Genomic DNA, 23308 nt, shown 5'->3' on the forward strand with positions numbered 1-23308 from the left:
AAGGACGGCGGGGGCGGGCGACCGGCCCCGCCGTCAACATGAAAGGACCGATCATGGCACAGCACTTCCATCTGGACGACGATGACGACGACGACGAGCGCCCGCAAGAAGGCCAGAAGGACGAAGGGCTGGGCCTGCCGGAAGGCGACAAGATCGGCAAGCTGTATTTCAAGTCGCGCACCGTGATCGTCGCCGGCACCATCACCGACAAGCTGGCGCAGCGCACCGTCGCGCATCTGCTGGCCCTGGCCGAGGATGGCGACAAGCCGATCAACATGCTGATCTCCTCGCCCGGGGGGCATGTGGAATCGGGCGACATGATCCATGACGTCATCAAGTTCATCCGCCCGACCGTGCGCACCATCGGTTCGGGCTGGGTCGCCAGCGCCGGCGCGCTGATCTTTGTCGCGGCGAAACGGGAAAACCGCTTTTGCCTGCCGAACACCCGCTTCCTGATCCACCAGCCTTCCGGCGGGATCGGCGGCACCTCGTCCGACATGATGATCCAGGCCGAACAGGTCCGGTTGATGCGCGACCGGCTGAACCAGATCTTTGCAGATGCCACGGGCCAGCCCGTCGAGCGGATCGAAAAGGACACCCAGCGCGATTTCTGGCTGAACACGCAAGAGGCGCTGGATTACGGCCTGCTGGGCAAGGTCATCCGCTCGGTCGACGAACTGAACTAAGGCGGGGTCGGGACTGCGGCGACGGCTTGGGCGGCATTCGCCGCCTTGGACCGGTCCCGCGGCCTTCCCCTTCGTTCGTGGCAGAAGCGCGGTTTCGGTCTTGCCGGCCCGCCGCCCGGCGGGTTTCCTCGCCCCGACATTTCACGCCCTGACAGGAGAGAAGCCTTGACCCTGACCTATGAGACCCTCTCGGAAAACCGCAGCTTCGGCGGAACCCAAGGCGTCTATCGCCACACGTCGCAGGCGACCGGAACCGACATGACCTTTGCCGTCTATCTGCCGCCCGCCGCCCAGCACGGCAAGGTGCCGGTGCTGTGGTATCTGTCGGGCCTGACCTGCACCCATGAAAACGCCATGACCAAGGCCGGGGCGCAGGAATGGGCCGCGGATTATGGCATCGCCCTGATCTTTCCCGACACCTCGCCCCGCGGCGAAGGCGTCGCCAATGACGAGGCCTATGACCTGGGCCAGGGGGCTGGCTTTTACGTCGATGCGACGCAGGAACCCTGGGCGCCGCATTTCCGCATGTGGCACTATGTCACCCACGAGCTGCCCGAGCTGGTGTTCGACAATTTCGCCCTGGACCGTGACGCGCAGGGCATCACCGGCCATTCGATGGGCGGGCACGGCGCGCTGACCATCGCCATGACCTTTCCCGAACGCTACCGCTCGGTCTCGGCCTTCTCGCCGATCGCCAACCCGACCGAATCCGATTGGGGGCGCAAGCAGTTCAACGCCTATCTGGGCGGCGACCGCACCGCCTGGGAACGGCACGATGCGACCCTGCTGATGCGCGAGCGCGGCTATCCGGGCGAGGTGCTGATCGACCAGGGCGCCAGCGACCAGTTCCTGGACCTGCTCAAGCCCGAGGCGCTGGCCCATGCCATGGCCGCGCGCCGCCAGCCGGGCGAGTTCCGCCTGCACCAGGGCTATGACCACAGCTATTTCTTCGTCCAGACCTTCATGGCCGACCACATCCGCTGGCACGCCGAACGGCTGGCCTAAGCGGGGGGACGCGCTCGGGCCATCCTCGGAACCGGGGCAGGGGAATGAAACGGGTGGATTTTTCCCGTTGAAACGGTCACCATCGGTTCATGCATGACCTGACCGAACCCCAATCCAGCCGGGCTGCCCGATGAACAGGCCGCCCGGCATCATCCTGGCCGGCGGGCTTTCCACCCGCATGGGCGGCGGCAACAAGGGCTTGCGCGTCCTGGCGGGCGAAACCCTGCTGTCCCGCGTGATCCGCCGTCTGACGCCGCAATGCGCGCCGCTCGCGATCAACGCCAATGGCGCGCCCGATGCCTTCGACGACTATGACCTGCCGGTCATCTCGGACGGCTTCGCGGGTTTCGCCGGACCGCTGGCCGGGGTGCTTGCGGGCATGGAATGGGCCGAGGCGCTGGGGGCCGACAGCGTGGTCAGCGCCAGCGTGGACACGCCCTTCATCCCCGAGGATCTGGTCTATCGCTTGCTGGATGCACGGGGCCGGTCCGGACTGGCCCTGGCTGCCAGCCCCGATGACAGCGGACGGCTGCGCGACCATCCGACTTGCGCGCTGTGGCCGGTGGCCCTGCGCCAGGACCTGCGCGATGCGCTGGAATCCGGACTGCACCGCATCGGCCAGTTCGCGGCCGCCTATCAGCCGGGGCGTGCAGTCTTTGACAGCCACCCGGTCGACCCTTTCCTGAACATCAACACGCCCGAGGATCTGGACCGCGCCGCCCTTCTGGTCTGAGCGCTGGTCGCTAGACGCCATAGCGCCGCCACAGGCGGGCCAACGCCAGCGCCACCGCGCGCGCAAAGATCACGGTCATCAGCGACAGGACCAGCAGGGCGGCAAAGACCAGATCGGTCTTCATCCGGCCGTTCGCGTGGATCATCAGCGCGCCCAGGCCGCGCGCGCCCCCGACCCATTCGCCGATGACCGCGCCGATCGGGGCATAGACCGCCGCCAGCCGCAGCCCGGTCGCCAGCGCAGGCAGGGCGGCGGGGATGCGCAGGTGGCGCATGATGCGGATGCGGCTGGCGCCCATCACCTGCGCCAGGTCCAGCGCCGCCTGCGGTGTCCGCGACAGGCCGTCCAGAAAGGCCGAGGCGACCGGAAAGAACACGATCAGCACCGTCATCGCCACCTTGGGCGCCATGCCGAAGCCCAGCCACAGGGTCAGGATGGGCGCCAGGGCAAAGACCGGGATGGTCTGGCTGAAGGTCAGGATCGGCCGCAGCACCCCCGTCAGCCTGACGGAAAACCCCATCGCCACCGCCAGCGCCGCCCCCAGCGCCGAGCCGAGCAGAAAGCCCAGCATCACCTCGGCCAGGGTAAAGCCCGCCTGGGTCGCGATCTCGGCCCGGTTCAGCCACAGGGCCTGCGCCACCGCGCCGGGCGAGGGCAGCAGAAAGGGCGGCATCCCCGCCATCCAGATCGTGCCCTGCCACAGCAAAAGCGCGGTCGCGGCCAGGGCAAGCACGGTCCTCATGCCATCATTCCCCGCATCAGGTCGGCTTGCAGCGCCATCACCTCGGGCGCGTCATAGGGCCGGGCGGCGCCGGGCGGGCGCGGCCCGGGGACCGGCCATTCCTTCAGCCCGGTTTCGCCAAGCAGCAGAATGCGGTCGCCCAGGCGCGCGGCCTCGGCCGGGTCGTGGGTGACGGCAACACGGTGCGGTCGCGCAGCAAGCGCGCCGCCAGGTCCTGCATCTGTGCCCGCGTGCGCGCGTCGAGCGCCGAGAAGGGTTCGTCCAGCAGGACCAGCGGCCGATCCTCGAACAGGGTGCGGGCCAGGGCCACGCGCTGGCGCTGGCCGCCCGACAGATGGGCCGGCAGGTGATGGGCGCGGTCGGCCAGCCCCACAGCCTCGATCAGATGCGCGGCGCGAGTGGTTGGGTCGCTGGGGGGCTCTGCCCCCGCGAGGCCGACCCCTCGATGGGGTCGCCCTCGCGCCCCCCGGGATATTTCGGCACGAAAGAAGCCAGGAGCGTGCCGCGCAGCCGCGCGCCCAGGGTGACGTTGCCGGACACGTCCAGCCAGGGGATCAGCCCCGGGTCCTGCGCCATCAGCGCCACGGGCTGATCGCGCGTCACTTCGCCCTGGAACCGCGCCCCGGTGTCCAGCCCGGCCAGCAGCCGCAGGATCGTGGACTTGCCGACGCCCGAGGGCCCAAGCAGGCAGGTCCAGTCCCTGGCCCCAAGATGCAGGTCGAGCGGCGCGAACAGCGGCTGGTCGCCGACCCAGGCCTGGCCGCGCACCCGCGCCGTCATGCCGTCCCCAGATCCCAGAACCCGACCTCGAGCCGGGTGGCCGTGGCGAAGTGGTGGACCAGCGCCGCCCAGCGGGGGCTGGATTGCGGCGCGTCGCCCAGCCGTTTGCGGACAGCGTCGTCCAGCAGGGCGCCCGCGGCGCGGCAGGCCTGCTGGTAGTCGTCGCCCGCGTAAGTGTCGATCCAGTCGCGATAGGGGGTATCGGGCGCCCCTTCGCGGCCCAGCCGGGCGCCGATTTCGCCATAGCCCAGCACGCAGGGCATCAGCGCCGCCAGCAGGTCCAGGAAATCGCCGGAATAGCCCGCCTCGAGCACGTAGCGGGTATAGGCCATGTTGCCCACGGCCTCGGGCGTGGCCAGCATCGCGGCCGTGTCGATCCCGGCCGCGGCGCAGGTCTGGACATGCAGCGCCATTTCCTGGTCCAGAAGCGCGTGGACAGTGGCCGAGCAGGCCCGCATTTCCTGCAGATCGCCAGCCTTGACCACCGCCAGCGCCCAGGCGCGCGAGAACTGGATCAGGAACAGGTAATCCTGCACCAGATAGGTCAGGAAGGCCGCGCGCGGCAGGCTGCCGTCGCCCAGGGCCTGGACGAAGGCATGGCGCGTATAGGCGTCCCAGTCGGGGGCCGCCGCGCGCCACAGCGCGAATGTGCGGCCATAGCTCATTCCACACCCACGTCCAGCGCCAGTTCGGACACCGGCAGCACGCTGTCGATCAGCCCGGCGTCATGCAGGAACTTTTCGAAGCGGGCGTAGCGGCCGTGGTCCAGCGCTGCCGGGCTTTGCGAAAAGCGCGGCACGGTGTCCTTCCACGCCTGGGCGTTCAACTCGTCCCGAAGGTCGGGGGCGGTGCCCGAAAACAGCGTCCATGCCTCGTCGGGATGGTTCACCATGTATTGCGCGCCGCGTTCGACGGCATGCAGCAGGCGGCGGGTGCGGTCGGGGTCCATGCGCTGGGGATTGGCGACAAAGATCAACTCGTCATAGGTCGGAACCCCCTGTTCCTCGATGAAGAAACAGCGTCCCTCGGCGCCTTCCAGCCGCATCTGGGTCAGCTCGAAATTGCGATAGGCGCCGATGGTCGCGTCCACCTGGCCGGCGATCAGGGCGGGCGACAGCGACCAGTTGACGTTGACCATCTCGACATCGTCCAGCGTCAGGTCCGCCGTCTTGAGGATGGCGCCGACCAGCGCCTCCTCGACGCCGGAGACCGAATAGCCGATCTTCTTGCCCTTGAGATCGGCGATGGTCTGCGGCCCGTCGGCCCTGACCATCAGGCAGTTCAGCGGCGTGGCGATCAGGGTGCCTACGCGCTTCAGCGGCAATCCTTCGTGCACCTGCAGGTGCAACTGCGGCTGATAGGTGATGGCATAGTCGGCGCGGCCCGCGGCGACCAGCTTCGGCGGGTCGGCGGGGTCGGCCGGGGCGACGACCTCGACCTCGAGCCCTTCGTCGGCGAAGAAACCCTTCTCCTGCGCCACGATGATCGGGGCATGGTCGGGGTTCACGAACCAGTCCAGGATCAACGTGACCTTGTCGGCGGCCAGCGCGGGCTGGGCCAGCAGGGCCAGCGCGGCAGCCAGCGTGAAATGTCTCATGATGGGTCTCCCAAAGCCAGAAGGGTGATTTCGCCGTCCCAGCGGCGGGACAGGGCATCGGCGGCGCGCCAGGACCGCAAGCCGGAGCGGCAGGCCAGCACGAGGCGCTGGCCCGGGGCGGGCAGGGGACCGGCCGGGCCATAGCCCGGATCGCGCAGGGCGTCGGGCGTGGCCTTCTGCGGCGCCTCGTCCTCGGGGCGCAGGTCGACGACAAGATCGTCCGCGCGGATGTCGCCCGCGGCGATGAAGCGCGGGCCCGCCGCCTCGGGCGCGCCGTCGAACCGGAACTGGGTCAGGCGGCCCGCATCAAGGCGCGTCAGCTGGCCCAGGGGCGAGGGTTGCAGCCCCAGGATCACCGACAGCGCCATCTGCGCCTGAAGGCAGCCGAGCATGCCCACGACCGGGCCCAGGACGCCCGCGCTGGCGCAGGTCTGCGCGCTGTCGGGCGGATCGGGAAACAGCGCGCGCAGGCTTGGCGCGCGGCCGTGGCGGTCGTTGCCGCAAAACCCGCCGGCATAGCCCGAAAGCCCCAGCGCCGAGGCCGAGATCAGCGGCCTGCCCAGGTCGAGGCAGCAGTCCGACAGCGTATAGCTGACGGCATAGCTGTCGGCGCAATCCAGCACCAGGTCGGCCGCCTCGATCAGGGCGGGTGCATTGGCCGGGGTCAGCCAGTCCAGCACCGCCTGGACGCGCACCGCCGGATTGCGCCGGGTCAGCGCGATGCGCACGGCAATCGCCTTGGGCAGGCCGATCTGGGTTTCCAGATACAGCGGCTGGCGGTGCAGGTTGGTTTCCGCCACGACGTCGGGATCGACCACGGTGATGTGGCCCACCCCCGCGCCGGCCAGATATTGCAGTGCCGGCACGCCCAGCCCGCCGGCGCCCACGACCAGCACATGCGCGGCCTCGATCCGGGCCTGGCCTTCGGCGCCGACCTCGGGCAGCACCATCTGGCGGGCATAGCGGTTCATGCCGTGGCCTCCAGCCAGGCGCGGATGCGGCCCTCGGGATCGGGGTTGAGCGTGATGTCGGTCACGGCCGAGGCGACGTCCGCGCCGGCGGCAAAGGCAGCGCGCGCGCGCTCGGGCGTCAGCCCGCCGATGGCGACCAGGGGGATCGCGCCGACCAGGCGGCGCCATTCGCCGACGCGCTCCAGACCCTGCTGTTCCCATTTCATCTTCTTCAGGATCGTCGGCCAGACCGGCCCCAGCGCCACATAGTCCGGCGCCAGCGCCAGGGCGCGGTCCAGTTCCGCGTGGTCGTGGGTCGAGATGCCCAGCCGCATCCCGGCGCGGCGGATGGCGGCAAGGTCGGCCGTGTCCAGATCTTCCTGTCCCAGGTGGATGAAGTCGCAGCCCAGGTCGAGGGCCGCCTGCCAGTGGTCGTTGACGACCAGCGTGGCGCCATGCTCGCGGCACAGTTCCTGCGCCAGTGCCAGTTCCCCCAGCAACTGCGGGGCGGGCTGGTCCTTGATGCGGATCTGCACCAGCTTCACGCCCAGGGGCAGGGCCCGGCGCAGCCAGTCGGCGCTGTCGAAGATCGGATAGAAGCGGGGCAGCGTCATGCCAGCACCGCCATGCCAAGGACCGGGGTCGAGGGCGCGGCCATGTCGCGCGCCTCGATCGGGGTTGCGTCATGGGCCAGCTTCCCGGCCTCGATCGCCAGGGCCATGGCGCGGGCCATGGCGACCGGGTCGCCCGCCTTGGCGACGGCGGTGTTCAGCAGGACCGCGTCGAAGCCCAGCTCCATCGCCTGAGCGGCGTGGCTGGGCAGGCCGATGCCCGCGTCCACCACCAGGGGCACCCTGGGGAAATGCGCCCGCAGGCTGCGCAGCCCGTAGGCATTGTTCAGCCCGCGTCCCGAGCCGATGGGGGCGCCCCAGGGCATCAGCACCTCGCAGCCCGCGTCCAGCAGCCGGCCGCAGACCGACAGGTCCTCGGTGCAATAGGGAAAGACCTGGAAGCCGTCCCGGGACAGGATGCCCGCCGCCTCGACCAGGGCGATCACGTCGGGGCACAGCGTGTCGTCGTCGCGGATGATTTCCAGCTTGATCCAGGGCGTGCCGAACAGTTCGCGCGCCATCTGCGCCGTCGTCACCGCCTCGCGCACGGAATGGCAGCCGGCGGTGTTGGGCAGGACCGGCACGCCCAGGCCGCCGATCAGGCGGTGAAAGTCCTGGCCCGCCCCGCCTTCGCGGCGCAGGCTGACCGTGGCGATGCCCGCGCTATACTCGTGGATCGTCCGCGTACGGTGCGGCTGGAGCGTGGTCTGACAAGCAGCACGGATCAGACCCGGTGGCTGAAGGCGGACTACTTCCGATACGATGGCGCCACGACCTCCAACGTCGCTCCGACAGAGGGCAACTTGACCGAGCATGTGGTCTGGACCGGCAGGAAGTTTCCGTTGAGCGCGGTCGCGACCTTCGCCGCGCCCAGTCCGATCTCGACAAGCGCGTCCTGCACGGTCGGGCCGGACAGGTCGCGCGTCTCTCCGTTAAGGGTGATCTTCACCAGAAGGACATGACTGCCATCAAGCAGATATTCGACGGCAGCGCGCCATGGCGGGGGCCAGCAGATAGCCGTGGCGGTAAAGGCCGTTTGCGAACAGCGTGTTCCCCCGCCGGCGCAGGCGGGGCAGGTTGTCGGGAAAGGCCGGGCGGGCATCGGCGCCCAGCTCCAGGATCTCGGCCTCGGCAAAGCCCGGGTGCAGGGCATAGGCGGCGCTGAGCATCTCGACCGCGGACCGGGCGGTGACGCGATGCTTGCCGCCGGACTCCAGCATGGTGGCGCCGATCATGTAGACGCCATCGCCGCGCGGCACGACATACAGCGGAATGCGCGGATGTAGCAGACGGACGGTGCGGGTCAGGGCCACCTCGGGGCAGCGGATCACCAGCATCTCGCCTCGGACGCCGCGCAGGTCCGAAAGCGCGTCGCGGGCGGCCAGGCCACGGGCATCGACGGTCAGGCCGGACGGATCGCCCTCGGTCTCGATCGTCAGGCCGCGGCCGGCCAGCCCGTCGCGCAGCGCCATCAGCGCGGCGCGGGGGTTCAGATGCGCCTCGGATTCGAAGAACAGCCCGCGCGGGAACGGCCCTGCAACTCGGGCTCCAGGGCGGCGATGGCCTCGGCGTCCAGCGGGCGATGCGCCTGCGCCATCCGGGCAAAGCGGTCAAGGTCGGCGCGGTCGCGCGACGGGGCAAGGCCAGCGTGCCGCGCCGCGTCACCTCGGCGCCGTGGCTTTCCCACCAGTCGGCGGCACCCGCGCCCAGGCGCACGACCACCGGCTCGGCGCTTTCCGCCTCGCACCAGGGGGCCAGCATGCCGCCGGCGCGCCAGCTGCACGCGTGCGATCCGGGCTTGCCGGCCGGGTCGATGATGCGGGCGATCACGCCGCGCCCGGCCAGTTCCGTCGCGATGCTCAGGCCCATGACCCCGGCGCCCAGGATGGTGATCTCGGTCATGCCTGCCCCCAGATGGCGTGGAAATGATGCACCGGGCCGTGGCCCAGGCCGACCGACAGCGTATCGGCGGCGGCGATGGCGCCTTGCAGCCAGCCATGGGCCGCGCGCACCGCGTCAGGCATCGTCATGCCCCGGGCCAGCCCCGCCGCGATGGCCGAAGACATCGAGCAGCCCGTGCCATGCGTGTTCCGCGTGGTCTGGCGCGGCGCCGACAGGGTCAGGGGTTCGGGACCCAGCAGCAGGTCGGTGCAGGTCTCGCCTGCGGCATGGCCGCCCTTCATCAGCACATGGGCGGGCCCCAGGGCCAGCAGCGCGCGGCCCTGATCGGCCACCGCGTCCGGCGTCGCGGCGGGGGCAAGGCCCAGCAGCCGCGCCGCCTCGGGCAGGTCGGCGTCAGCACGGTCGCCAGGGGCAGCAGCCGGTCGCGCAGGCTGGCGACGGCATCGGCGGGCAGCAGCGGGTCGCCGGATTTCGCGACCATCACCGGGTCCAGCACGACGGGCACCGGGTCGTTCGCCAGGAAGGCCGCCAGCCGCTCGGCCACCACGGCGATGGCCTCGGGGCCGCCGACCATGCCGATCTTGACCGCGCGGATGTCCAGGTCGCCAAAGACCGCGTCCAGCTGCGCGCCGATCATGGTGGGGCTGACGGCTTCCACCGCCGCGACGGCGCGGGTGTTCTGCGCCGTGATCGCGGTGATCACCGAGGCGCCATAGACCCGCAGTGCGGAAAACGTCTTGAGATCCGCCTGGATGCCCGCGCCGCCGCCGCTGTCCGAGCCGGCGATGGTCAGTGCAATCGGATGGGACATGGCCCCGCCTTTCGTTGCGGGCCTGGGGCGCATGGGGGATATGGGCGTCATTCGGCCTTGGCCCCGACGCTCTACCCTTCCCTACGCCGGCATGACCCGGATCAGGTTCGATGGGTCGGTGCCCGGCACCTCTCAGCCCCGTTGCGGGGCTCCCCAAGTGTAGAAATTCCGTGACACCCTAGACCGCCGGGGCGATCGAGGCAAGGGGGGCAAAGGCAAGGGGGGCGCTAGTCCACGCCGAACAGGTCGCGGGTATAGACCTTGTCCGCGACGTCGGCCAGATCCGGGTGCTGGCGGTTCGAGATGATCAGGTCGGCCTGCGCCTTGAAAGCGTCGAGATCGCGCACGACCGGGCTGTTGAAGAACTGGTCCTGCGGCAGAGCGGGCTCATAGACGATGCAGGGGATGCCCTTGGCCTTGATCCGCTTCATGATGCCCTGGATCGAGCTGTCGCGGAAATTGTCCGAACCGGCCTTCATCACCAACCGATAGACCCCCACCACACGGGGCTGGCGGGCGATGATCTGGTCGGCCACGAAGTCCTTGCGGGTGCGGTTGCTCTCTACCACGGCGGCGATCAGGTTCTGCGGCACCTGGTCGTAATTCGCCAGCAGCTGCTTGGTGTCCTTTGGCAGGCAATAGCCGCCATAGCCGAAGCTGGGATTGTTGTAATTTGCCCCGATCCTTGGGTCCAGGCAGACGCCCTCGATGATCTCGCGGGTGTTCAGGCCGCGCGACAGGGCATAGCTGTCCAACTCGTTGAAATAGGCCACGCGCAGCGCGAGGTAGGTGTTGGAAAACAGCTTGATCGCCTCGGCCTCGACGGCGCCGGTGAACAGCACCGGCATGTCCTTGCGGATGGCCCCCTGGACCAGCAGATCGGCGAACCGACGCGCGGCCGGGCCGTGATCGCCCACCACGATGCGCGAGGGATGCAGGTTGTCGTAAAGCGCGCGGCCCTCGCGCAGGAACTCGGGCGAGAACAGGATGCCGTCGTAACCGTGCTGCGCACGCATCCGGGCGACGAAACCCACCGGGACGGTGGACTTGACGACGACGGTGGCGTCGGGGGCGTGCCGGCGGGCCTGGGCGATCACCGCCTCGACGCTGGAGGTGTCGAAATGATTCGACCGCGGGTCATAGTTCGTGGGCGTCGCGACGATGACGAAGGCCGCGTCCGTCATGGCATCGGCCGCCTCGGTCGTGGCCGACAGGTCCAGATCCTGCCGGGCCAGCCAGTCGCGGATCTCGGTGTCTTCGATGGGCGACTGGCGGCGATTGACCTGGCCGACCCGGGTTTCGTCGATATCCAGAGCGACGACCTTGTTGTGCTTGGCCAAAAGGACCGCCAGCGACATGCCGACGTAACCCAAACCTGCGACCGTGATCTTCATCGTCCCCCACCCCAACGATAGCGTGAACCGTCCTTAGCATGGGGCAAGGGGGATGCCCACGGGCCAAGGCTTGATTCTGGTATACCAAACTGGCATGCAGAGGGTCACCAGGATGGAAAGGATACTCTTGATGGTTTTCACCCCTCACGGTCGTCACCTGATTGCGGGCGCCTGGGTTTCTGGCGAGACGACGTTTGCCTCGGATCCGGCCTCTGGCCCGGTCCACCGGTTCAGCGTGGGCACGCCGGCGCTGGTCGAGCGGGCCTGCGCGGCGGCCGAGGAGGCCTTCTGGTCCTATGGCTATTCCACCCGCGAAAGCCGCGCGGCCTTTCTCGAGGCCATCGCCGACGAGATCGAGGCCCGCGCCGAGGCGATCACCGAGATCGGCACGCAGGAGACCGGCCTGCCCGAGGCGCGGCTGCAGGGCGAGCGCGGCCGCACCACCGGCCAGCTGCGGCTGTTTGCGGCCCATATCCGCAAGGGCGACTATCTCGACCGCCGCGTCGATCCCACGCTGCCCGAGCGCCAGCCGCTGCCGCGCCCCGACATCCGCCTGCTGGAGCGGCCCGATCGGCCCAGTCGCGGTCTTCGGCGCCTCGAACTTTCCCTTGGCCTTCTCGACCGCCGGGGGCGACACGGCGGCGGCGCTCGCGGCCGGCTGCCCGGTCGTGGTCAAGGGCCATTCCGCCCATCCCGGCACCGGCGAGATCGTGGCCGAGGCGGTTCATGCGGCGATCACGTCATTGGGCCTTCATCCGGGTGTGTTCTCGCTGATCCAGGGCGGCGACCGCCATGTCGGCACGGCGCTGGTGACCAATCCGTTGATCAAGGCGGTGGGCTTCACCGGCAGCCTCGCGGGGGGGCGGGCGCTGTTCGACCTGTGCGCGTCGCGCCCCGAGCCGATCCCGTTCTTTGGCGAGCTCGGCTCGGTCAACCCGATGTTCCTGCTGGAGCATGCGCTGGCCGCGCGGGCGGACGCCCTGGGCGCCGGCGGGCCGGCAGCCTGACCATGGGGGCGGGGCAGTTCTGCACCAACCCCGGCATCGCGGTGGTGCTGGAGGGCGAGCATGCGACAGGCGCTGCGACAGGCCCGCGCGGCGCTGGACGGACCGGGGCGCAGGTCATGCTGACCGAGGGCATCGCCCGGGCCTATCGCGAGGGCCAGGCCCGGTTCGAGGCGCGAAACGCGGTCACCCCGGTGCTCTCGACCGAGAGCGAGGGCCGCATGGCGCGCCCGAACCTTTATGAGACCACGGCCGAGGCTTATCTGCAGGACCACGCGCTTGGCGAGGAGGTGTTCGGGCCCCTGGGCCTGGTGGTGCGGGTGCGCGACCCGGAGGAGATGGCCGCCCTTGCGCGCGGCTTCGAGGGCCAGCTGACGGCGACGATCCACATGGAGGACGCCGATCTGGCCGCGGCGCAGGCGCTGCTGCCGATCCTCGAGCGCAAGGCAGGCCGGGTGCTGGTCAACGGCTTTCCGACCGGGGTCGAGGTCTGCGACGCCATGGTCCACGGCGGCCCCTATCCCGCCTCGACCAACTTCGGCGCAACCTCCGTCGGAACCCTCTCGATCCGAAGGTTCCTCAGACCCGTCAGCTACCAGAACTTCCCACAAGGGCTGCTGCCAGAGGATTTGCGCTGACCGGCGCCGCGCGGATGGCACGCAAAAGCGTGATCTTCGACCTGGGCATGGTCCTGATCCAATGGGACCCTGCGCTGGCCTTCGCGGATGTCTTCGACACCCGCGAGGCGGCCGAGGCCTGGCTGGAGCGGATCGCCTTTCACGACTGGAACCGCGTTCAGGATGGCGGGCGCAGCTTTGCCGATGGCCTTGCCGCCGCCCGGGCGGACCACGGCAGCCTTGCCGACCCGCTGGAGGGCTATCTGGCGGCCTTCCCGGTCACCATCGAAAAGCCCGTGCCCGGCGCATGGGAGGTGATCGACCTGCTGCTGGCGCGCCAGGTCCCGCTGTTCGCGATCACCAACTGGGCGGCGGAAACCTGGCCGATGGCGCTTGACGCCTATCCGCGGCTGGGCCGGGTCTTTCGCGATGTGGTCGTCTCGGGCCAGGCCGGGCTGCTCAAGCCCGAGCCCGCGATCTATCGGCTGCTTCTGGACCGCAATGGGCTGGACGCGGGCGACTGCATCTTTGTCGACGATTCGCCGGCCAATGTCGAAGGCGCGCGCGCCCTGGGGATCGACGCCATCCGGTTCACCGGCGCGGGCGAACTGCTTCGCGCCCTGGCGGCGCGCGGCGTTCTTTAGCCGGTTTCACACGGTTTTCATACAAGCGCGATACCAAGACCCCGCCGGCACCCGTCCGGTCCGCTTTGAGCGCAGTCTTTGGTCAAGTCCTTTCATCCCCTCGTCGCGGCCCGGTCCCGCCGGTCCCGCGATCATCGCGCGCGTCCGGCCATCCCGGCGCGCGCGGATTTTTCTTGGGTCAGGCGGTGCGCGATCCGATCAGCGGCGCCAGGTGGCGCAGCGCCATCAGGTAGCCGTTCGTCCCCAGGCCCGCGATAGGCCCTTCGGCGCGCGGCTGACCTAGGAGGATCGAAAGCTTTCGCGCTTGCGGCATGTTCGAGATATGCACCTCGATCACCGGGTTGTCGAAGGTGTTCAGCGCGTCCAGGATCGCGACCGAGGTATGGGTCAGCGCGCCCGGATTGATGACGATGGCCGCCGCCTGGTGCCGGGCCTCGTGAATCGTGTCGACGATGACGCCTTCGTGGTTCGACTGGAAGAACCGCGTTTCAAAGCCCAGTTCGCCAGCCAGATCGGCACAGGCCCGTTCGACATCGGCCAGGGTGGTGCTGCCATAGATCTCGGGCTGGCGCTGGCCCAGCAGGTTCAGGTTCGGGCCGTTCAGGATATAGACGGTGGCCATGATGTCCTCGGGGGTTGGCGCGGCGGGAAAGCCCCGCCGCGGGATCCGTCATTGCGCCTTCATCGCGGCGCGCGCCTCTTCGACAAAGGCGTTGGTGTAGGTCTTGGACAGGTCCACGTTCGCGGCCTTGACCTCGGGCGAGCCGGCGGCAAAGACGGCGTGGACCGTCTCGGCCCCTTTGGCATCCATCAGGCCGGTTTCGGAATACATCGGGATGCTGGCGGTCAGCGCGGCCAGATAGGCCTCCTTGTCGGCGCCGACCATGCCGGGCGGCATCCGGGCCATGATCTCCTCGGGCGAATGGCTGTGGATGTAATCCAGCGTCTCGATCATGGCGGCGGCCATGCCCTTGACCGCCTCGGGGTGTTCGTCGATCCAGGTCTGCATGGTGTAAAGCGCGCCGCCGGGATAGTCGCTGCCGAACAGCGTCTCGGTATCGGCCTCGCTGCGGGTGTCGGCCAGGATGCCCAGGTCGGGGAAGCGCGCCTTCAGCACCGTCACCGCCGGATCCAGCGTCACCGCTGCATCGACCTGGCCCTGTTCCAGCGCCGCCACCGCCGTGGCCCCCAGCCCGATGCCCACGACCGAGGCCGAGTTCGGCGCCTTTCCGGCCTTGCCCAGCAGGTATTTCAGGAAGAAGTCGGTCGACGAGCCGGGCGCCGTCACCCCCACTGTCTTGCCGGCCAGGTCGGCGATGGACTTGATGTTCTGCGTTTCGTCCGGGGCGACCACGACGACGATGCCCGGAAAGCGGTCATAGACCACAAAGGCCGACAGCTGCTGCTTCTTGGCTGCCAGGTTGATCGTGTGTTCGTAATAGCCCGAGACCACGTCGGCCGAGCCCCCCACCACGGCCTTGAGCGCCTGCGAGCCGCCCTTGAAGTCGATCAGCTCGGCGTCGATGCCGTGCTTTTCGAAAAGTCCCAGCTGGTCGGCCAGGACCGTCGGCAGATAGCACAGGCAGCTTGCGCCCCCGATGGCGATCTTGACCTGCTCGGCCGCTGCGGCGGGCAGGGCCGCCAGGGACAGGACGGCCGCCAGCACCAGGTTTCGCGTTTTCATCGGTTTCTCCTCCCAAAGCATCCGAATGGCGGTCGGGGGCGGGGCGCCAGACCAGCAGCCGCCGCTCGATCACCGTGACCAGCCCGTCGATCAGCAGGACAAAGGCCGACAGCACGAACATGCCGGCAAAGACGCCGGCGATGTCGAACATGCCTTCGGCCTGCGCGATCAGATAGCCAAGCCCCGCGGCCGAGCCCAGGTATTCGCCCACCACCGCGCCGACGACCGCAAAGCCGATCGAGGTATGCAGCGATGAAAACACCCAGCTCAGCGCCGAGGGCAGATAGACGTGGCGCAGCAGCTGGCGTTCCGACATGCCCAGCATCCGGGCGTTTTCCAGCACAGTCCGGTTCACCTCGCGCACGCCCTGGTAGACGTTGAAGAACACGATGAAGAACACCAGCGTGAACCCCAGCGCGACCTTGGACCAGATGCCCAGGCCGAACCACAGGGTAAAGATCGGTGCCAGCACCACCCGGGGCAGGGCGTTCGCGCCCTTGACATAGGGGTCGAAGACCGCCGCCAGCCGCGGCCTGCGCGCGAACCAGAAGCCCAGCACGACGGCGGCCAGCGCGCCGATCACAAAGGCGAGCACCGCCTCGGACAGGGTGATCCACAGGTGATACCAGATCGAGGCCGTCCGCGAACCAGGCACAGGCACTGGAGGCGGGACTTTTGCCGTCGAGAAGAAGAACATCCGATAAGGCAAGATTATCGGATATTATTAAAAGATGACACAGCAGGATCGCGACGACCGCAACCGCCACTTGCAGCAGCAACAGCAGGCCCCGGCTCATGCCGGCACCCCCGGCTGATGGCCATAGGTGCGCATGACCTGTTCCTTGAGCAGATGCCAGATGTCGCGGTGCAGGTCCTGGAAGGCGGGCGTCAGCCTGATCTCGGCCATGTCGCGCGGCCGCGGCAGCGGAATCGGGAAATCGCCGATGATCCGCGCGCCGGGGCCGGTCGACATGATGACCACCCGGTCCGACAGGGCGATGGCTTCCTCGAGGTCATGGGTCACGAACATCACCGCCTTGCGGTTTTCCGACCACAGCGCCAGCAGCAGGTCGTGCATGATCAGCCGGGTCTGGGCGTCCAGCGGGCCGAAGGGCTCGTCCATCAGCAGGATGTCGGGATCGCGGATCAGCATCTGGGCCAGGGCGACGCGCTTGCGCTGGCCACCCGACAGCATGTGCGGATAGCGGTCGGCAAAGCCGCGCAGGCCCACGCGCACCAGCCAGTCATGCGCCCGTGCCACGGCCTCGCGCCGGGGCACGCCCGCGACCTCCAGCCCGATGGCCACATTGTCGCCGGCGGTCTTCCAGGGCATCAGCGCGTCGGCCTGGAACAGATAGCCCGCCTTGCGGTTCAGCCCCTGCAAGGGCTGGCCCTCGATCACGACCTGCCCGGCGGCCGGCGTCAAAAGCCCCGCGGCGGCGTTCAGCAGGGTCGACTTGCCGCAGCCCGTGGGCCCGACGATGGATACGAACTCGCCGGGCCCGACCGACAGTTCGGCGCCACGGACAGCGTGAAAGGGCGGCCGTCCCGGAACCGCAAAACTGATGTCGACGGATCGCAGATGCACGGTTGGCTCCATGCGGCCCAGCCCCCCTTCTGGTATGCCATTTCGGCGCAGGATAGCCATGGGGCCGGCGGGGGCAACCCGGAAAGCCCGGTCGGGGGATTGCGCCCGCCCCCGCCCCGGCGCAATCTGGTCCTTCCGCATCCAAGCCAGAGCCCGCCAATGCCCATGACCCTTCTTGCCGCCATCCTGATCGCGCTCGGCGGTGTCTGCATCGCGGTCCAGGCCCCGATCAACGCGGGCCTCGCCCGGCGCGTCGAAAGCCCCATCGTGGCGGCGGCGATCTCGTTCGGAGTGGGCTTCACGATTCTCGCCGGGGTCGCCCTGGCGCTGGGGCAGGGCCGGTCCTTTGGCCGGGCCTTCAGCGCCGAGCCGCAGCTGTGGCTCGGCGGGTTCCTGGGGGCCTTCTATGTCTGGGCGATGGTCTGGTCGCTGCCGCGGCTGGGCACCTTCACCGCGATCTGCGCCGTGGCTCTGGGCCAGATCGTCGCGGCCATCGTCCTCGACCGGATCGGTGCCTTCGGCCTGCCGGTGCGCGACATCTCGGTGCCGCGGATGCTTGCGGCGCTGATGGTCGGCGGCGGGCTGGTCCTGTCGCGCTTCTGATCTTCTTTCTTGCCCAAATACCCACGGGGGTGCGGGGGCAGTCGGCCCCCGTCCGGCCGTGCCGCGACCGGAACGCCGGGCCGCCGATCAGGGCCATGTCCGCATGACGAAACGCCCGCCGCGGGGCCTTCCGCGGCGGGCGTTCCTGTCCGGTGTCCGGCTGCTCAGCCCTGGCGGGCCTTGAAGCGCGGGTTGGTCTTGTTGATGATGTAGATGCGGCCCTTGCGGCGCACAACCTGGCAATCGCGGTGGCGGCTCTTGAGCGAGCGGAGCGAATTGCGAACCTTCATCGGTCTTCTCCTATCGCGGCGCATCGCTGTGGTCGCGCCTTGAAAACGAAATACCCCCGGTCAATGCCCGGGGGCGCGAATGAATGGTGGGCGGTACTGGGATCGAACCAGTGGCCACTACGATGTCAACGTAGTGCTCTACCGCTGAGCTAACCGCCCCCAAACCGGCGATTCTGTCGGCTTGCGCCGCCATCTCACCTTGGTCTGCGGCTCTATATAGACCGCCGCAAGGGGTTTCAAGTCCTTTTCAATCCATATTGGCCGCGGCCGAACTTGGGCTATAACCATGCTGTCCAGCCCGGCATTCCCGCCCAGCCAAGCCCCGTCCGTTCTTTGGGAAACCGCATATGAACCTGGAAGAGCGCAGCTTCGACCTCCGGCGCCCGGCCGAATGGCTGGGCGGGGTCATCTTCGCCTCGCCCCATTCGGGGCGCTGCTATCCCGAATGGTTCCTGGCGGAATCGCGGCTGGAGGCGCGCCACCTGCGCTCGTCCGAGGACGCCTTCGTGGACCGGCTGATCGAACCCGCGCTGGACCACGGGGCGGTCGTGCTGAATTCGCTGGTCCCGCGCAGCCTGGTCGACCTGAACCGCAGCGCGGACGAGATGGACCCGCTGGTCGTCTCGGGCGCGATGCCCCGGGTGATGAGCCCGCGGATCATGGCGGGGCTGGGGGTGATTCCCCGCGTCGTGTCGCAGGGCCGGGCGATTCACGATCGCCCCATCGCCCGAGAGGAGGCGGACCTGCGCATCTCGCGGCTCTGGGCGCCCTATCACCGGGCGCTGGCGGGGCTGATCGACGAATCGCTCGACCGCTTTGGCGGCGCGATCCTGATCGACATGCATTCGATGCCCCGGGACGCGCTGGCGCACCTGCCCCGCCGCACCCCGATCGTCGCCCGCGACCGCAACGGCGGCTATTATTAGTCCGGACACTGGAAGATCTGTTGGTACGGTTTACAGAGATTTGTCTGCGCCGCAACTCGCCGTTTTCAGGCGCCTATATCACCGCGGCCTATGGGCGTCCGGCGCGCAACGTCCATGTCGTCCAACTGGAACTGGACCGCTCGCTTTACATGGACGAACGCCTGATCGAGCCGCGCGCCGATTTCGACGTCTTTGCCGCGCGCTTCGCCCGGATCGTCGCGCGGCTGGCGCGGCTGCGGCCCGATGCCTGCGGCCCGGCCATCGCCGCCGAATAGGCCCGGGCGGGCCGGACCCGGGCCTGCAAACCACTTCCCAAACCCCTTGTTTTCCTGTATCCCCCGCCCATCTGCGACGTGACGCCCATGCCCCGGGGCACATGCGAAGGATAGGGGCGGGCGGCAATGGGGCCGCCATAGGACAAGGGCGCGGACCAGAGGGCTGGCGTCGCCCAGAGGAAACCAGATGTTTGATGAAGTGAAGAAATCCATCCAGTGGGGCCAGGAAACGCTCACGCTGGAAACGGGCAAGGTTGCCCGTCAGGCCGACGGCTCGGTCATCGCCACGCTTGGCGAAACCAGCGTCATGGCCAACGTGACCTTCGCGAAAGAACCCAAGCCCGGTCAGGACTTCTTCCCGCTGACCGTGCACTACCAGGAAAAATACTATGCCGCCGGCAAGATCCCGGGCGGCTTCTTCAAGCGCGAGGCGCGCCCGTCGGAAAAGGAAACCCTGACCGCGCGCCTGATCGACCGTCCCTGCCGCCCGCTGTTCGCCCCCGGCTTCAAGAACGAAGTCCTGGTGATGTGCACCGTGCTGTCGCATGACCTGGTCAACGACCCCGACATCGTGGCGATGATCGCCGCCTCGGCCGCGCTGACCATCTCGGGCGTGCCCTTCATGGGCCCGATCGGCGCCGCGCGCGTCGGTTTCGCCAATGGCGAATATGTGCTGAACCCCGATGTCGCGGACATGGACAACCTGCGCGGCAATCCCGAACAGCGTCTGGACCTTGTCGTCGCCGGCACCAAGGACGCCGTGATGATGGTCGAATCGGAAGCCTATGAGCTGACCGAGGACGAGATGCTGGGCGCCGTGAAGTTCGGCCACGAGGCGATGCAGCCGGTGATCGACCTGATCATCGACCTGGCCGAAGAAGCCGCGAAAGAGCCCTTCGACTTCCAGTCGCCGGACTATTCCGAGCTTTACGCCCGCGTGAAATCGCTGGGCGAGACGGACATGCGCGCCGCCTATGCCATCCGCGACAAGGGTGAGCGCCGCGACGCCATCGAGGCCGCCAAGGCCAAGGTTCTGGCCGGCCTGTCCGAGGAAGAACTGGCCGATGCCAACCTGGGCTCGGCCCTGAAGAAGCTGGAATCGGGCATCCTGCGCGGCGACATCATCAACGGCGGCGCCCGCATCGACGGCCGCGACAACCGGACCGTCCGCCCCATCGTGTCCGAGGTCGGCATCCTGCCCCGCACCCATGGCTCGGCGCTGTTCACCCGCGGCGAAACCCAGGCGCTGGTCGTGACCACGCTGGGCACCGGCGACGACGAACAGATCATCGACGCGCTGCACGGCAACTCGCGCTCGAACTTCCTGCTGCACTACAACTTCCCGCCCTATTCGGTCGGCGAGGTTGGCCGCGTCGGTTCGCCCGGCCGCCGCGAGATCGGCCACGGCAAGCTGGCCTGGCGCGCGCTGCAAGCCGTGCTGCCGGCGCCGACCGACTTCCCCTACACGATCCGCGTCGTGTCCGAGATCACCGAATCGAACGGTTCGTCCTCGATGGCTTCGGTCTGCGGCGGATCGCTGTCGATGATGGACGCGGGCGTGCCGCTGAAGGCGCCGGTCGCCGGTGTCGCCATGGGCCTGGTGCTGGAAGACGGCGGCAAATATGCCGTTCTGACCGATATCTTGGGTGACGAAGACCACCTGGGCGACATGGACTTCAAGGTCGCCGGGACCGAGAACGGCATCACCAGCCTGCAGATGGACATCAAGGTCGCGGGCATCACCCCCGAGATCATGAGCCAGGCCCTGGCCCAGGCCAAGGATGGCCGCCTGCACATCCTGGCCGAGATGTCGAAGGCCCTGACCGAGGGCCGGCGCGAGTTCAGCGCCCATGCCCCGCGCATCGAGACGATGACCATTCCGACCGACAAGATCCGCGAAGTGATCGGCTCGGGCGGCAAGGTCATCCGCGAGATCGTCGAGGTTTCCGGTGCCAAGGTCGACATCAACGACGACGGCGTCATCAAGATCGCCTCGGCCAACGCCGATTCGATCAAGAAGGCCTATGACATGATCTATTCGATCGTGGCCGAGCCGGAAGAGGGCAAGGTCTATACCGGCAAGGTCGTGAAGCTGGTCGATTTCGGCGCCTTCGTGAACTTCTTCGGCAAGCGCGACGGCCTGGTGCATGTCAGCCAGATCGCCTCGAAGCGCCTGAACCATCCCAACGAGATCCTGAAGGAAGGCCAGGAGGTCAAGGTCAAGCTTCTGGGCTTTGACGACCGCGGCAAGGTCCGCCTGGGCATGAAGATGGTCGACCAGGAAACCGGCGAGGAAATCGCCCCCGAGAAGAAGGAAGAATCGGCCGAGTGATCGGACCGACAGTTCCGGAAAGGCCCCGAATTTGCGGGGCCTTTTTCATTGCTGCCGAGCTGCACATATCGTCTCAGGCCGGGCCGCAATGGAGCGGATCGGGGCCTACGGACGCCGGTTTCTTCGCGCGCGTTTCCAGGCCTTGAACCGCTTGCGCCAGGCCTGTACCCGGCTGACCTGAGGCACGAGATCCGCACGCAGCGCCGGATCGGCGGGAACCGTCAGCGCGGCGGCAAACTGCGCGTCGAAATCCGCAAGCGACGCAACCGCCGCGTCCCGGATGCGCGCCGCCCTTTCGCGGGCTTCCGGGGAAAGGCAACGCACAAGCGCCGCCGCGAGGTCGTCATCGCGTGCGGCTTCGGCGTCGAACACCTCGGGCCAACCCAGTTCCTGCGCCTGGCGCGTGACCTTGTCACCCCCGGCCACCGGGTCGATCGCCAGCGTCGGAATGCCGTTCTTGAGCGCCAGCACCATGCCATGAAGCCTTGTCGTCAGCATGGCGTCAAGCCGGCGGCAGATCGCCTCGAACTCGGCGCCGCTGGACAGGCCGAAGCGGTTGGTTTCGGCGGGCACGGACGTGTCCAGCTCGATGAAGGCCACGCCGGCATCCCGGATCAGGCGGCGCAGCCTCTCGGCCGCCAGATCGCCGCGGCGACGCGCGCCATATTCGCGCTGCGGGCTGGCAAGGCACAGGCCCACGACCGGCATCGGCTCCGGGGTTTCAAGGAAACTCAGGTCGGCGCGCGCGGTCCTGTCGCTGTCGCGCTCCAGCAGGACCTCGAACGGATTGAAGTCCTGAAGCCGCTCCACCATGGTCAGATTGACGCCGATATGCACGCAATGCTGGAACCGGCCGAAGATGCTGTCATGCTGCACGGCCATCTGGGGCGTGAAGGGTCCGCAGATCACGATCAGATGCGTATAGCGCCGCGGATCCAGCCCGTGTTTGTCCAGCCAGGATCGGTCCACGGTCAGCCGGGCATCGGTATAGGGGGAAACGTCATAATCCATGCCCAAGGCATCGAGCCGCCGCTCGATCTGCCGCAGGACCTCGACGTCGCCCACGGTGGAAAGATGCCCCACCAGAAGGGCACGGGGGCGTTTGACTTGCGAGGGGGCGCGATGGTCTTGCGTCAAATCCAGCTCCTGAAGTCTGCCTCTGCACCGAAGCGCGTGATGCGTGTCGTCTCTGGTCAGGTCGGGCGCAGATCGGGGTGCTTGCGCAGAAAGCGGCGCAGGGCCCGTTTGTAGATCATGGTCGCCCGTCCACGAGAGGACCAGATATCCCAACCCGTGACCCGCCAAGGCTTTTCCGGTCCGTGGTAGTGCAGGATGACAGATCCCCTGCCGGGCAGGGCGCCGGCCGCCGGGGTGGCGTTGCGCGACAGGTGCGCGCGGTGTTTCCGGATGCGGCCCCAGGACGCGTTCCATCGCAGGTCCAGCTGGACGACATTGCCGCGGAACAGGGCGTTCAGGTGGTCCTGGTCGCCATGACTGCGGGCCGAGGCGGCGACGACATCCGCGACCCGCTCCAGCAAGGCCGGTTCCGCGCGAAGGGCGTCGCAATTTAGCAAAAGCACCCCGGCGTTGAAGTAATCCTGCGCCGGGGCCGGATACATCAGTTGTCGGATTTCGGAAAGCCGCTCCTCGCGCAAGCCTGATCGTCCATCCCGATCGGACAGCCAATGCGCGACCGTGTAATCCCGCACCACGCCGGCATAGGCCCTGCCCAGGTCGAGCCGGAACAGTTCGGACACATCGCCGGTCACCAGCGTGTCGCCGTCGATATAGAGCACATGACCGTCGATGAGGCGCGGGATGAACAGGCGGCCCATGGTGGCCGCCGAGATATAGCTTTGTGGGCCATGCGCGCCATCAAGATAGCCGCTGCCGATATCCTTGCAATGCAGCGCGACCCGAGGGTTTGCCGCAGCGACCTTTTCGACATCGGCCCAGTCTGCGGCCTGCAACCCGTCGCCCCAGACGTGCAGTTCGGCCGGGCCCTTCAGGTGTTGCAGCAGGCTCCAGACGGAAACCAAGGTCGGCCTGAGAAAGCCGCGGTCGGTGACATAGGCAACCTTGACCGTACGGGGCGGCGTCGTCAACGAAGGCTCCGTTCGTTCCGGGTCTGGAC

23 protein-coding genes, 1 tRNA gene, 5 pseudogenes and 1 riboswitch are annotated in these 23308 nt (G+C 68.2%); of the genes and pseudogenes, 9 read left to right on the forward strand and 20 right to left on the reverse strand.

Translation table 11 applies throughout. The features are described 5' to 3' along the window. Positions 1-53 precede the first annotated feature (53 nt). The 3 genes from DPM13_RS08090 (at position 54) to mobA (ending at position 2424) form a co-directional block, all read left to right on the forward strand. Positions 54-686: an ATP-dependent Clp protease proteolytic subunit gene (locus DPM13_RS08090; RefSeq protein WP_028719623.1), complete on the forward strand. Its 633-nt coding sequence runs from the start codon at positions 54-56 to the stop codon at positions 684-686. A 165-nt stretch (positions 687-851) separates the two neighbouring features. Next, the gene (gene fghA, locus DPM13_RS08095; RefSeq protein WP_028719624.1) at positions 852-1691 is read left to right on the forward strand and encodes an S-formylglutathione hydrolase; all 840 of its coding nucleotides are present in this window, start codon (positions 852-854) and stop codon (positions 1689-1691) included. Positions 1692-1821: 130 nt separating this feature from the next. Next, complete coding sequence (mobA, locus tag DPM13_RS08100) at positions 1822-2424, forward strand: molybdenum cofactor guanylyltransferase MobA (protein WP_028719625.1); 603 nt, start codon at positions 1822-1824, stop codon at positions 2422-2424. A 10-nt stretch (positions 2425-2434) separates the two neighbouring features. Here mobA and DPM13_RS08105 read toward each other — a convergent pair whose 3' ends face one another. The 12 genes and pseudogenes from DPM13_RS08105 to DPM13_RS08155 all read right to left on the reverse strand — a co-directional run bounded on the left by DPM13_RS08105 (position 2435) and on the right by DPM13_RS08155 (position 11211). Further along, positions 2435-3166, reverse strand: coding sequence for an ABC transporter permease (locus tag DPM13_RS08105; protein WP_112887801.1), 732 nt, complete (start codon positions 3164-3166; stop codon positions 2435-2437). A gap of 103 nt (positions 3167-3269) precedes the next feature. Then, positions 3270-3539 carry an ATP-binding cassette domain-containing protein gene (locus tag DPM13_RS26780; RefSeq protein ID WP_397246060.1) on the reverse strand — a complete coding sequence of 90 codons (270 nt, stop codon included), beginning with the start codon at positions 3537-3539 and terminating at the stop codon, positions 3270-3272. An 8-nt stretch (positions 3540-3547) separates the two neighbouring features. Further along, positions 3548-3946, reverse strand: a complete 399-nt coding sequence (locus DPM13_RS26785; RefSeq protein WP_397246063.1) for an ATP-binding cassette domain-containing protein — start codon at positions 3944-3946, stop codon at positions 3548-3550. Continuing rightward, a complete protein-coding gene (locus DPM13_RS22595; RefSeq protein WP_112887802.1) occupies positions 3943-4611 on the reverse strand; it encodes a TenA family protein in 669 nt (222 codons plus the stop codon). Before DPM13_RS22595 ends, DPM13_RS26785 begins: the two co-directional genes overlap by 4 nt. Then, the gene (locus DPM13_RS08120; protein ID WP_112887803.1) at positions 4608-5543 is read right to left on the reverse strand and encodes an ABC transporter substrate-binding protein; all 936 of its coding nucleotides are present in this window, start codon (positions 5541-5543) and stop codon (positions 4608-4610) included. The genes DPM13_RS22595 and DPM13_RS08120 overlap by 4 nt, the downstream gene beginning before the upstream one ends. Further along, positions 5540-6514, reverse strand: coding sequence for a HesA/MoeB/ThiF family protein (locus DPM13_RS08125; protein ID WP_189654878.1), 975 nt, complete (start codon positions 6512-6514; stop codon positions 5540-5542). Before DPM13_RS08125 ends, DPM13_RS08120 begins: the two co-directional genes overlap by 4 nt. Next, positions 6511-7107, reverse strand: coding sequence for a thiamine phosphate synthase (locus tag DPM13_RS08130; protein WP_080621311.1), 597 nt, complete (start codon positions 7105-7107; stop codon positions 6511-6513). Before DPM13_RS08130 ends, DPM13_RS08125 begins: the two co-directional genes overlap by 4 nt. Continuing rightward, positions 7104-7766 (reverse strand): annotated as a pseudogene (locus DPM13_RS08135) (thiazole synthase); the annotation flags it as partial. The gene DPM13_RS08130 and the pseudogene DPM13_RS08135, both read right to left, overlap by 4 nt. Before the next feature lie 86 nt (positions 7767-7852). After that, positions 7853-8053, reverse strand: a complete 201-nt coding sequence (thiS, locus tag DPM13_RS08140) for a sulfur carrier protein ThiS (RefSeq protein WP_112887804.1) — start codon at positions 8051-8053, stop codon at positions 7853-7855. A 19-nt stretch (positions 8054-8072) separates the two neighbouring features. Then, positions 8073-9006: pseudogene (locus DPM13_RS08145) on the reverse strand (FAD-dependent oxidoreductase). Then, a pseudogene (gene thiD, locus DPM13_RS08150) lies at positions 9003-9817 on the reverse strand (bifunctional hydroxymethylpyrimidine kinase/phosphomethylpyrimidine kinase). Before thiD ends, DPM13_RS08145 begins: the two co-directional pseudogenes overlap by 4 nt. Positions 9818-9878: 61 nt before the next feature. Then, positions 9879-9983, reverse strand: a riboswitch (TPP riboswitch). A 61-nt stretch (positions 9984-10044) separates the two neighbouring features. Beyond that, a complete protein-coding gene (locus DPM13_RS08155; protein ID WP_112887805.1) occupies positions 10045-11211 on the reverse strand; it encodes a nucleotide sugar dehydrogenase in 1167 nt (388 codons plus the stop codon). Between the two features lie 130 nt (positions 11212-11341). On the opposite strand from DPM13_RS08155, the pseudogene DPM13_RS08160 reads away from it, so the two are divergent. Together DPM13_RS08160 and DPM13_RS08165 are read left to right on the forward strand one after the other, a co-directional pair. Then, positions 11342-12853, forward strand: a pseudogene (locus DPM13_RS08160) (aldehyde dehydrogenase (NADP(+))). Between the two features lie 14 nt (positions 12854-12867). Beyond that, on the forward strand, positions 12868-13476 hold the full coding sequence (locus tag DPM13_RS08165; protein WP_028719160.1) for an HAD family hydrolase: 609 nt from the start codon (positions 12868-12870) through the stop codon (positions 13474-13476). A 178-nt stretch (positions 13477-13654) separates the two neighbouring features. Here DPM13_RS08165 and DPM13_RS08170 read toward each other — a convergent pair whose 3' ends face one another. From DPM13_RS08170 to DPM13_RS08185, 4 genes and pseudogenes are all read right to left on the reverse strand, one after another. After that, a complete protein-coding gene (locus tag DPM13_RS08170) occupies positions 13655-14101 on the reverse strand; it encodes a type II 3-dehydroquinate dehydratase (protein WP_223252550.1) in 447 nt (148 codons plus the stop codon). A 45-nt stretch (positions 14102-14146) separates the two neighbouring features. Next, a complete protein-coding gene (locus DPM13_RS08175; protein ID WP_223252448.1) occupies positions 14147-15181 on the reverse strand; it encodes an ABC transporter substrate-binding protein in 1035 nt (344 codons plus the stop codon). 94 nt (positions 15182-15275) lie between these two features. Next, a pseudogene (locus DPM13_RS08180) lies at positions 15276-15857 on the reverse strand (ABC transporter permease); the annotation flags it as partial. Between the two features lie 96 nt (positions 15858-15953). Continuing rightward, a complete protein-coding gene (locus DPM13_RS08185; protein WP_223252449.1) occupies positions 15954-16748 on the reverse strand; it encodes an ABC transporter ATP-binding protein in 795 nt (264 codons plus the stop codon). Positions 16749-16913: 165 nt separating this feature from the next. Between DPM13_RS08185 and DPM13_RS08190 the strand changes: the two genes are divergently transcribed. Then, a complete protein-coding gene (locus DPM13_RS08190) occupies positions 16914-17351 on the forward strand; it encodes a DMT family transporter (RefSeq protein WP_317616416.1) in 438 nt (145 codons plus the stop codon). A 164-nt stretch (positions 17352-17515) separates the two neighbouring features. On the opposite strand, the gene ykgO is transcribed toward DPM13_RS08190, so the two are convergent. Together ykgO and DPM13_RS08200 are read right to left on the reverse strand one after the other, a co-directional pair. Further along, positions 17516-17641 carry a type B 50S ribosomal protein L36 gene (ykgO, locus tag DPM13_RS08195; RefSeq protein WP_024842876.1) on the reverse strand — a complete coding sequence of 42 codons (126 nt, stop codon included), beginning with the start codon at positions 17639-17641 and terminating at the stop codon, positions 17516-17518. Positions 17642-17725: 84 nt separating this feature from the next. Next, positions 17726-17800, reverse strand: a tRNA-Val gene (locus DPM13_RS08200). A 188-nt stretch (positions 17801-17988) separates the two neighbouring features. Between DPM13_RS08200 and DPM13_RS08205 the strand changes: the two genes are divergently transcribed. From DPM13_RS08205 to pnp, 3 genes are all read left to right on the forward strand, one after another. Continuing rightward, complete coding sequence (locus tag DPM13_RS08205) at positions 17989-18567, forward strand: N-formylglutamate amidohydrolase (protein ID WP_262983275.1); 579 nt, start codon at positions 17989-17991, stop codon at positions 18565-18567. 20 nt (positions 18568-18587) lie between these two features. Then, a complete protein-coding gene (locus DPM13_RS24965) occupies positions 18588-18842 on the forward strand; it encodes an N-formylglutamate amidohydrolase (RefSeq protein WP_262983276.1) in 255 nt (84 codons plus the stop codon). A gap of 187 nt (positions 18843-19029) precedes the next feature. Beyond that, positions 19030-21174, forward strand: a complete 2145-nt coding sequence (gene pnp / locus DPM13_RS08210; protein ID WP_112887808.1) for a polyribonucleotide nucleotidyltransferase — start codon at positions 19030-19032, stop codon at positions 21172-21174. A 105-nt stretch (positions 21175-21279) separates the two neighbouring features. Here the strand turns inward: pnp and DPM13_RS08215 are convergent, their stop codons facing one another. Further along, complete coding sequence (locus DPM13_RS08215; protein WP_189654879.1) at positions 21280-22311, reverse strand: polysaccharide pyruvyl transferase family protein; 1032 nt, start codon at positions 22309-22311, stop codon at positions 21280-21282. A 56-nt stretch (positions 22312-22367) separates the two neighbouring features. After that, positions 22368-23279: a glycosyltransferase family 8 protein gene (locus DPM13_RS08220; protein ID WP_189654880.1), complete on the reverse strand. Its 912-nt coding sequence runs from the start codon at positions 23277-23279 to the stop codon at positions 22368-22370. Between the last annotated feature and the right edge of the window lie 29 nt (positions 23280-23308).

It is taken from the genome of Paracoccus mutanolyticus (assembly GCF_003285265.1).
Classification (GTDB): Bacteria; Pseudomonadota; Alphaproteobacteria; order Rhodobacterales; family Rhodobacteraceae; genus Paracoccus; species Paracoccus yeei.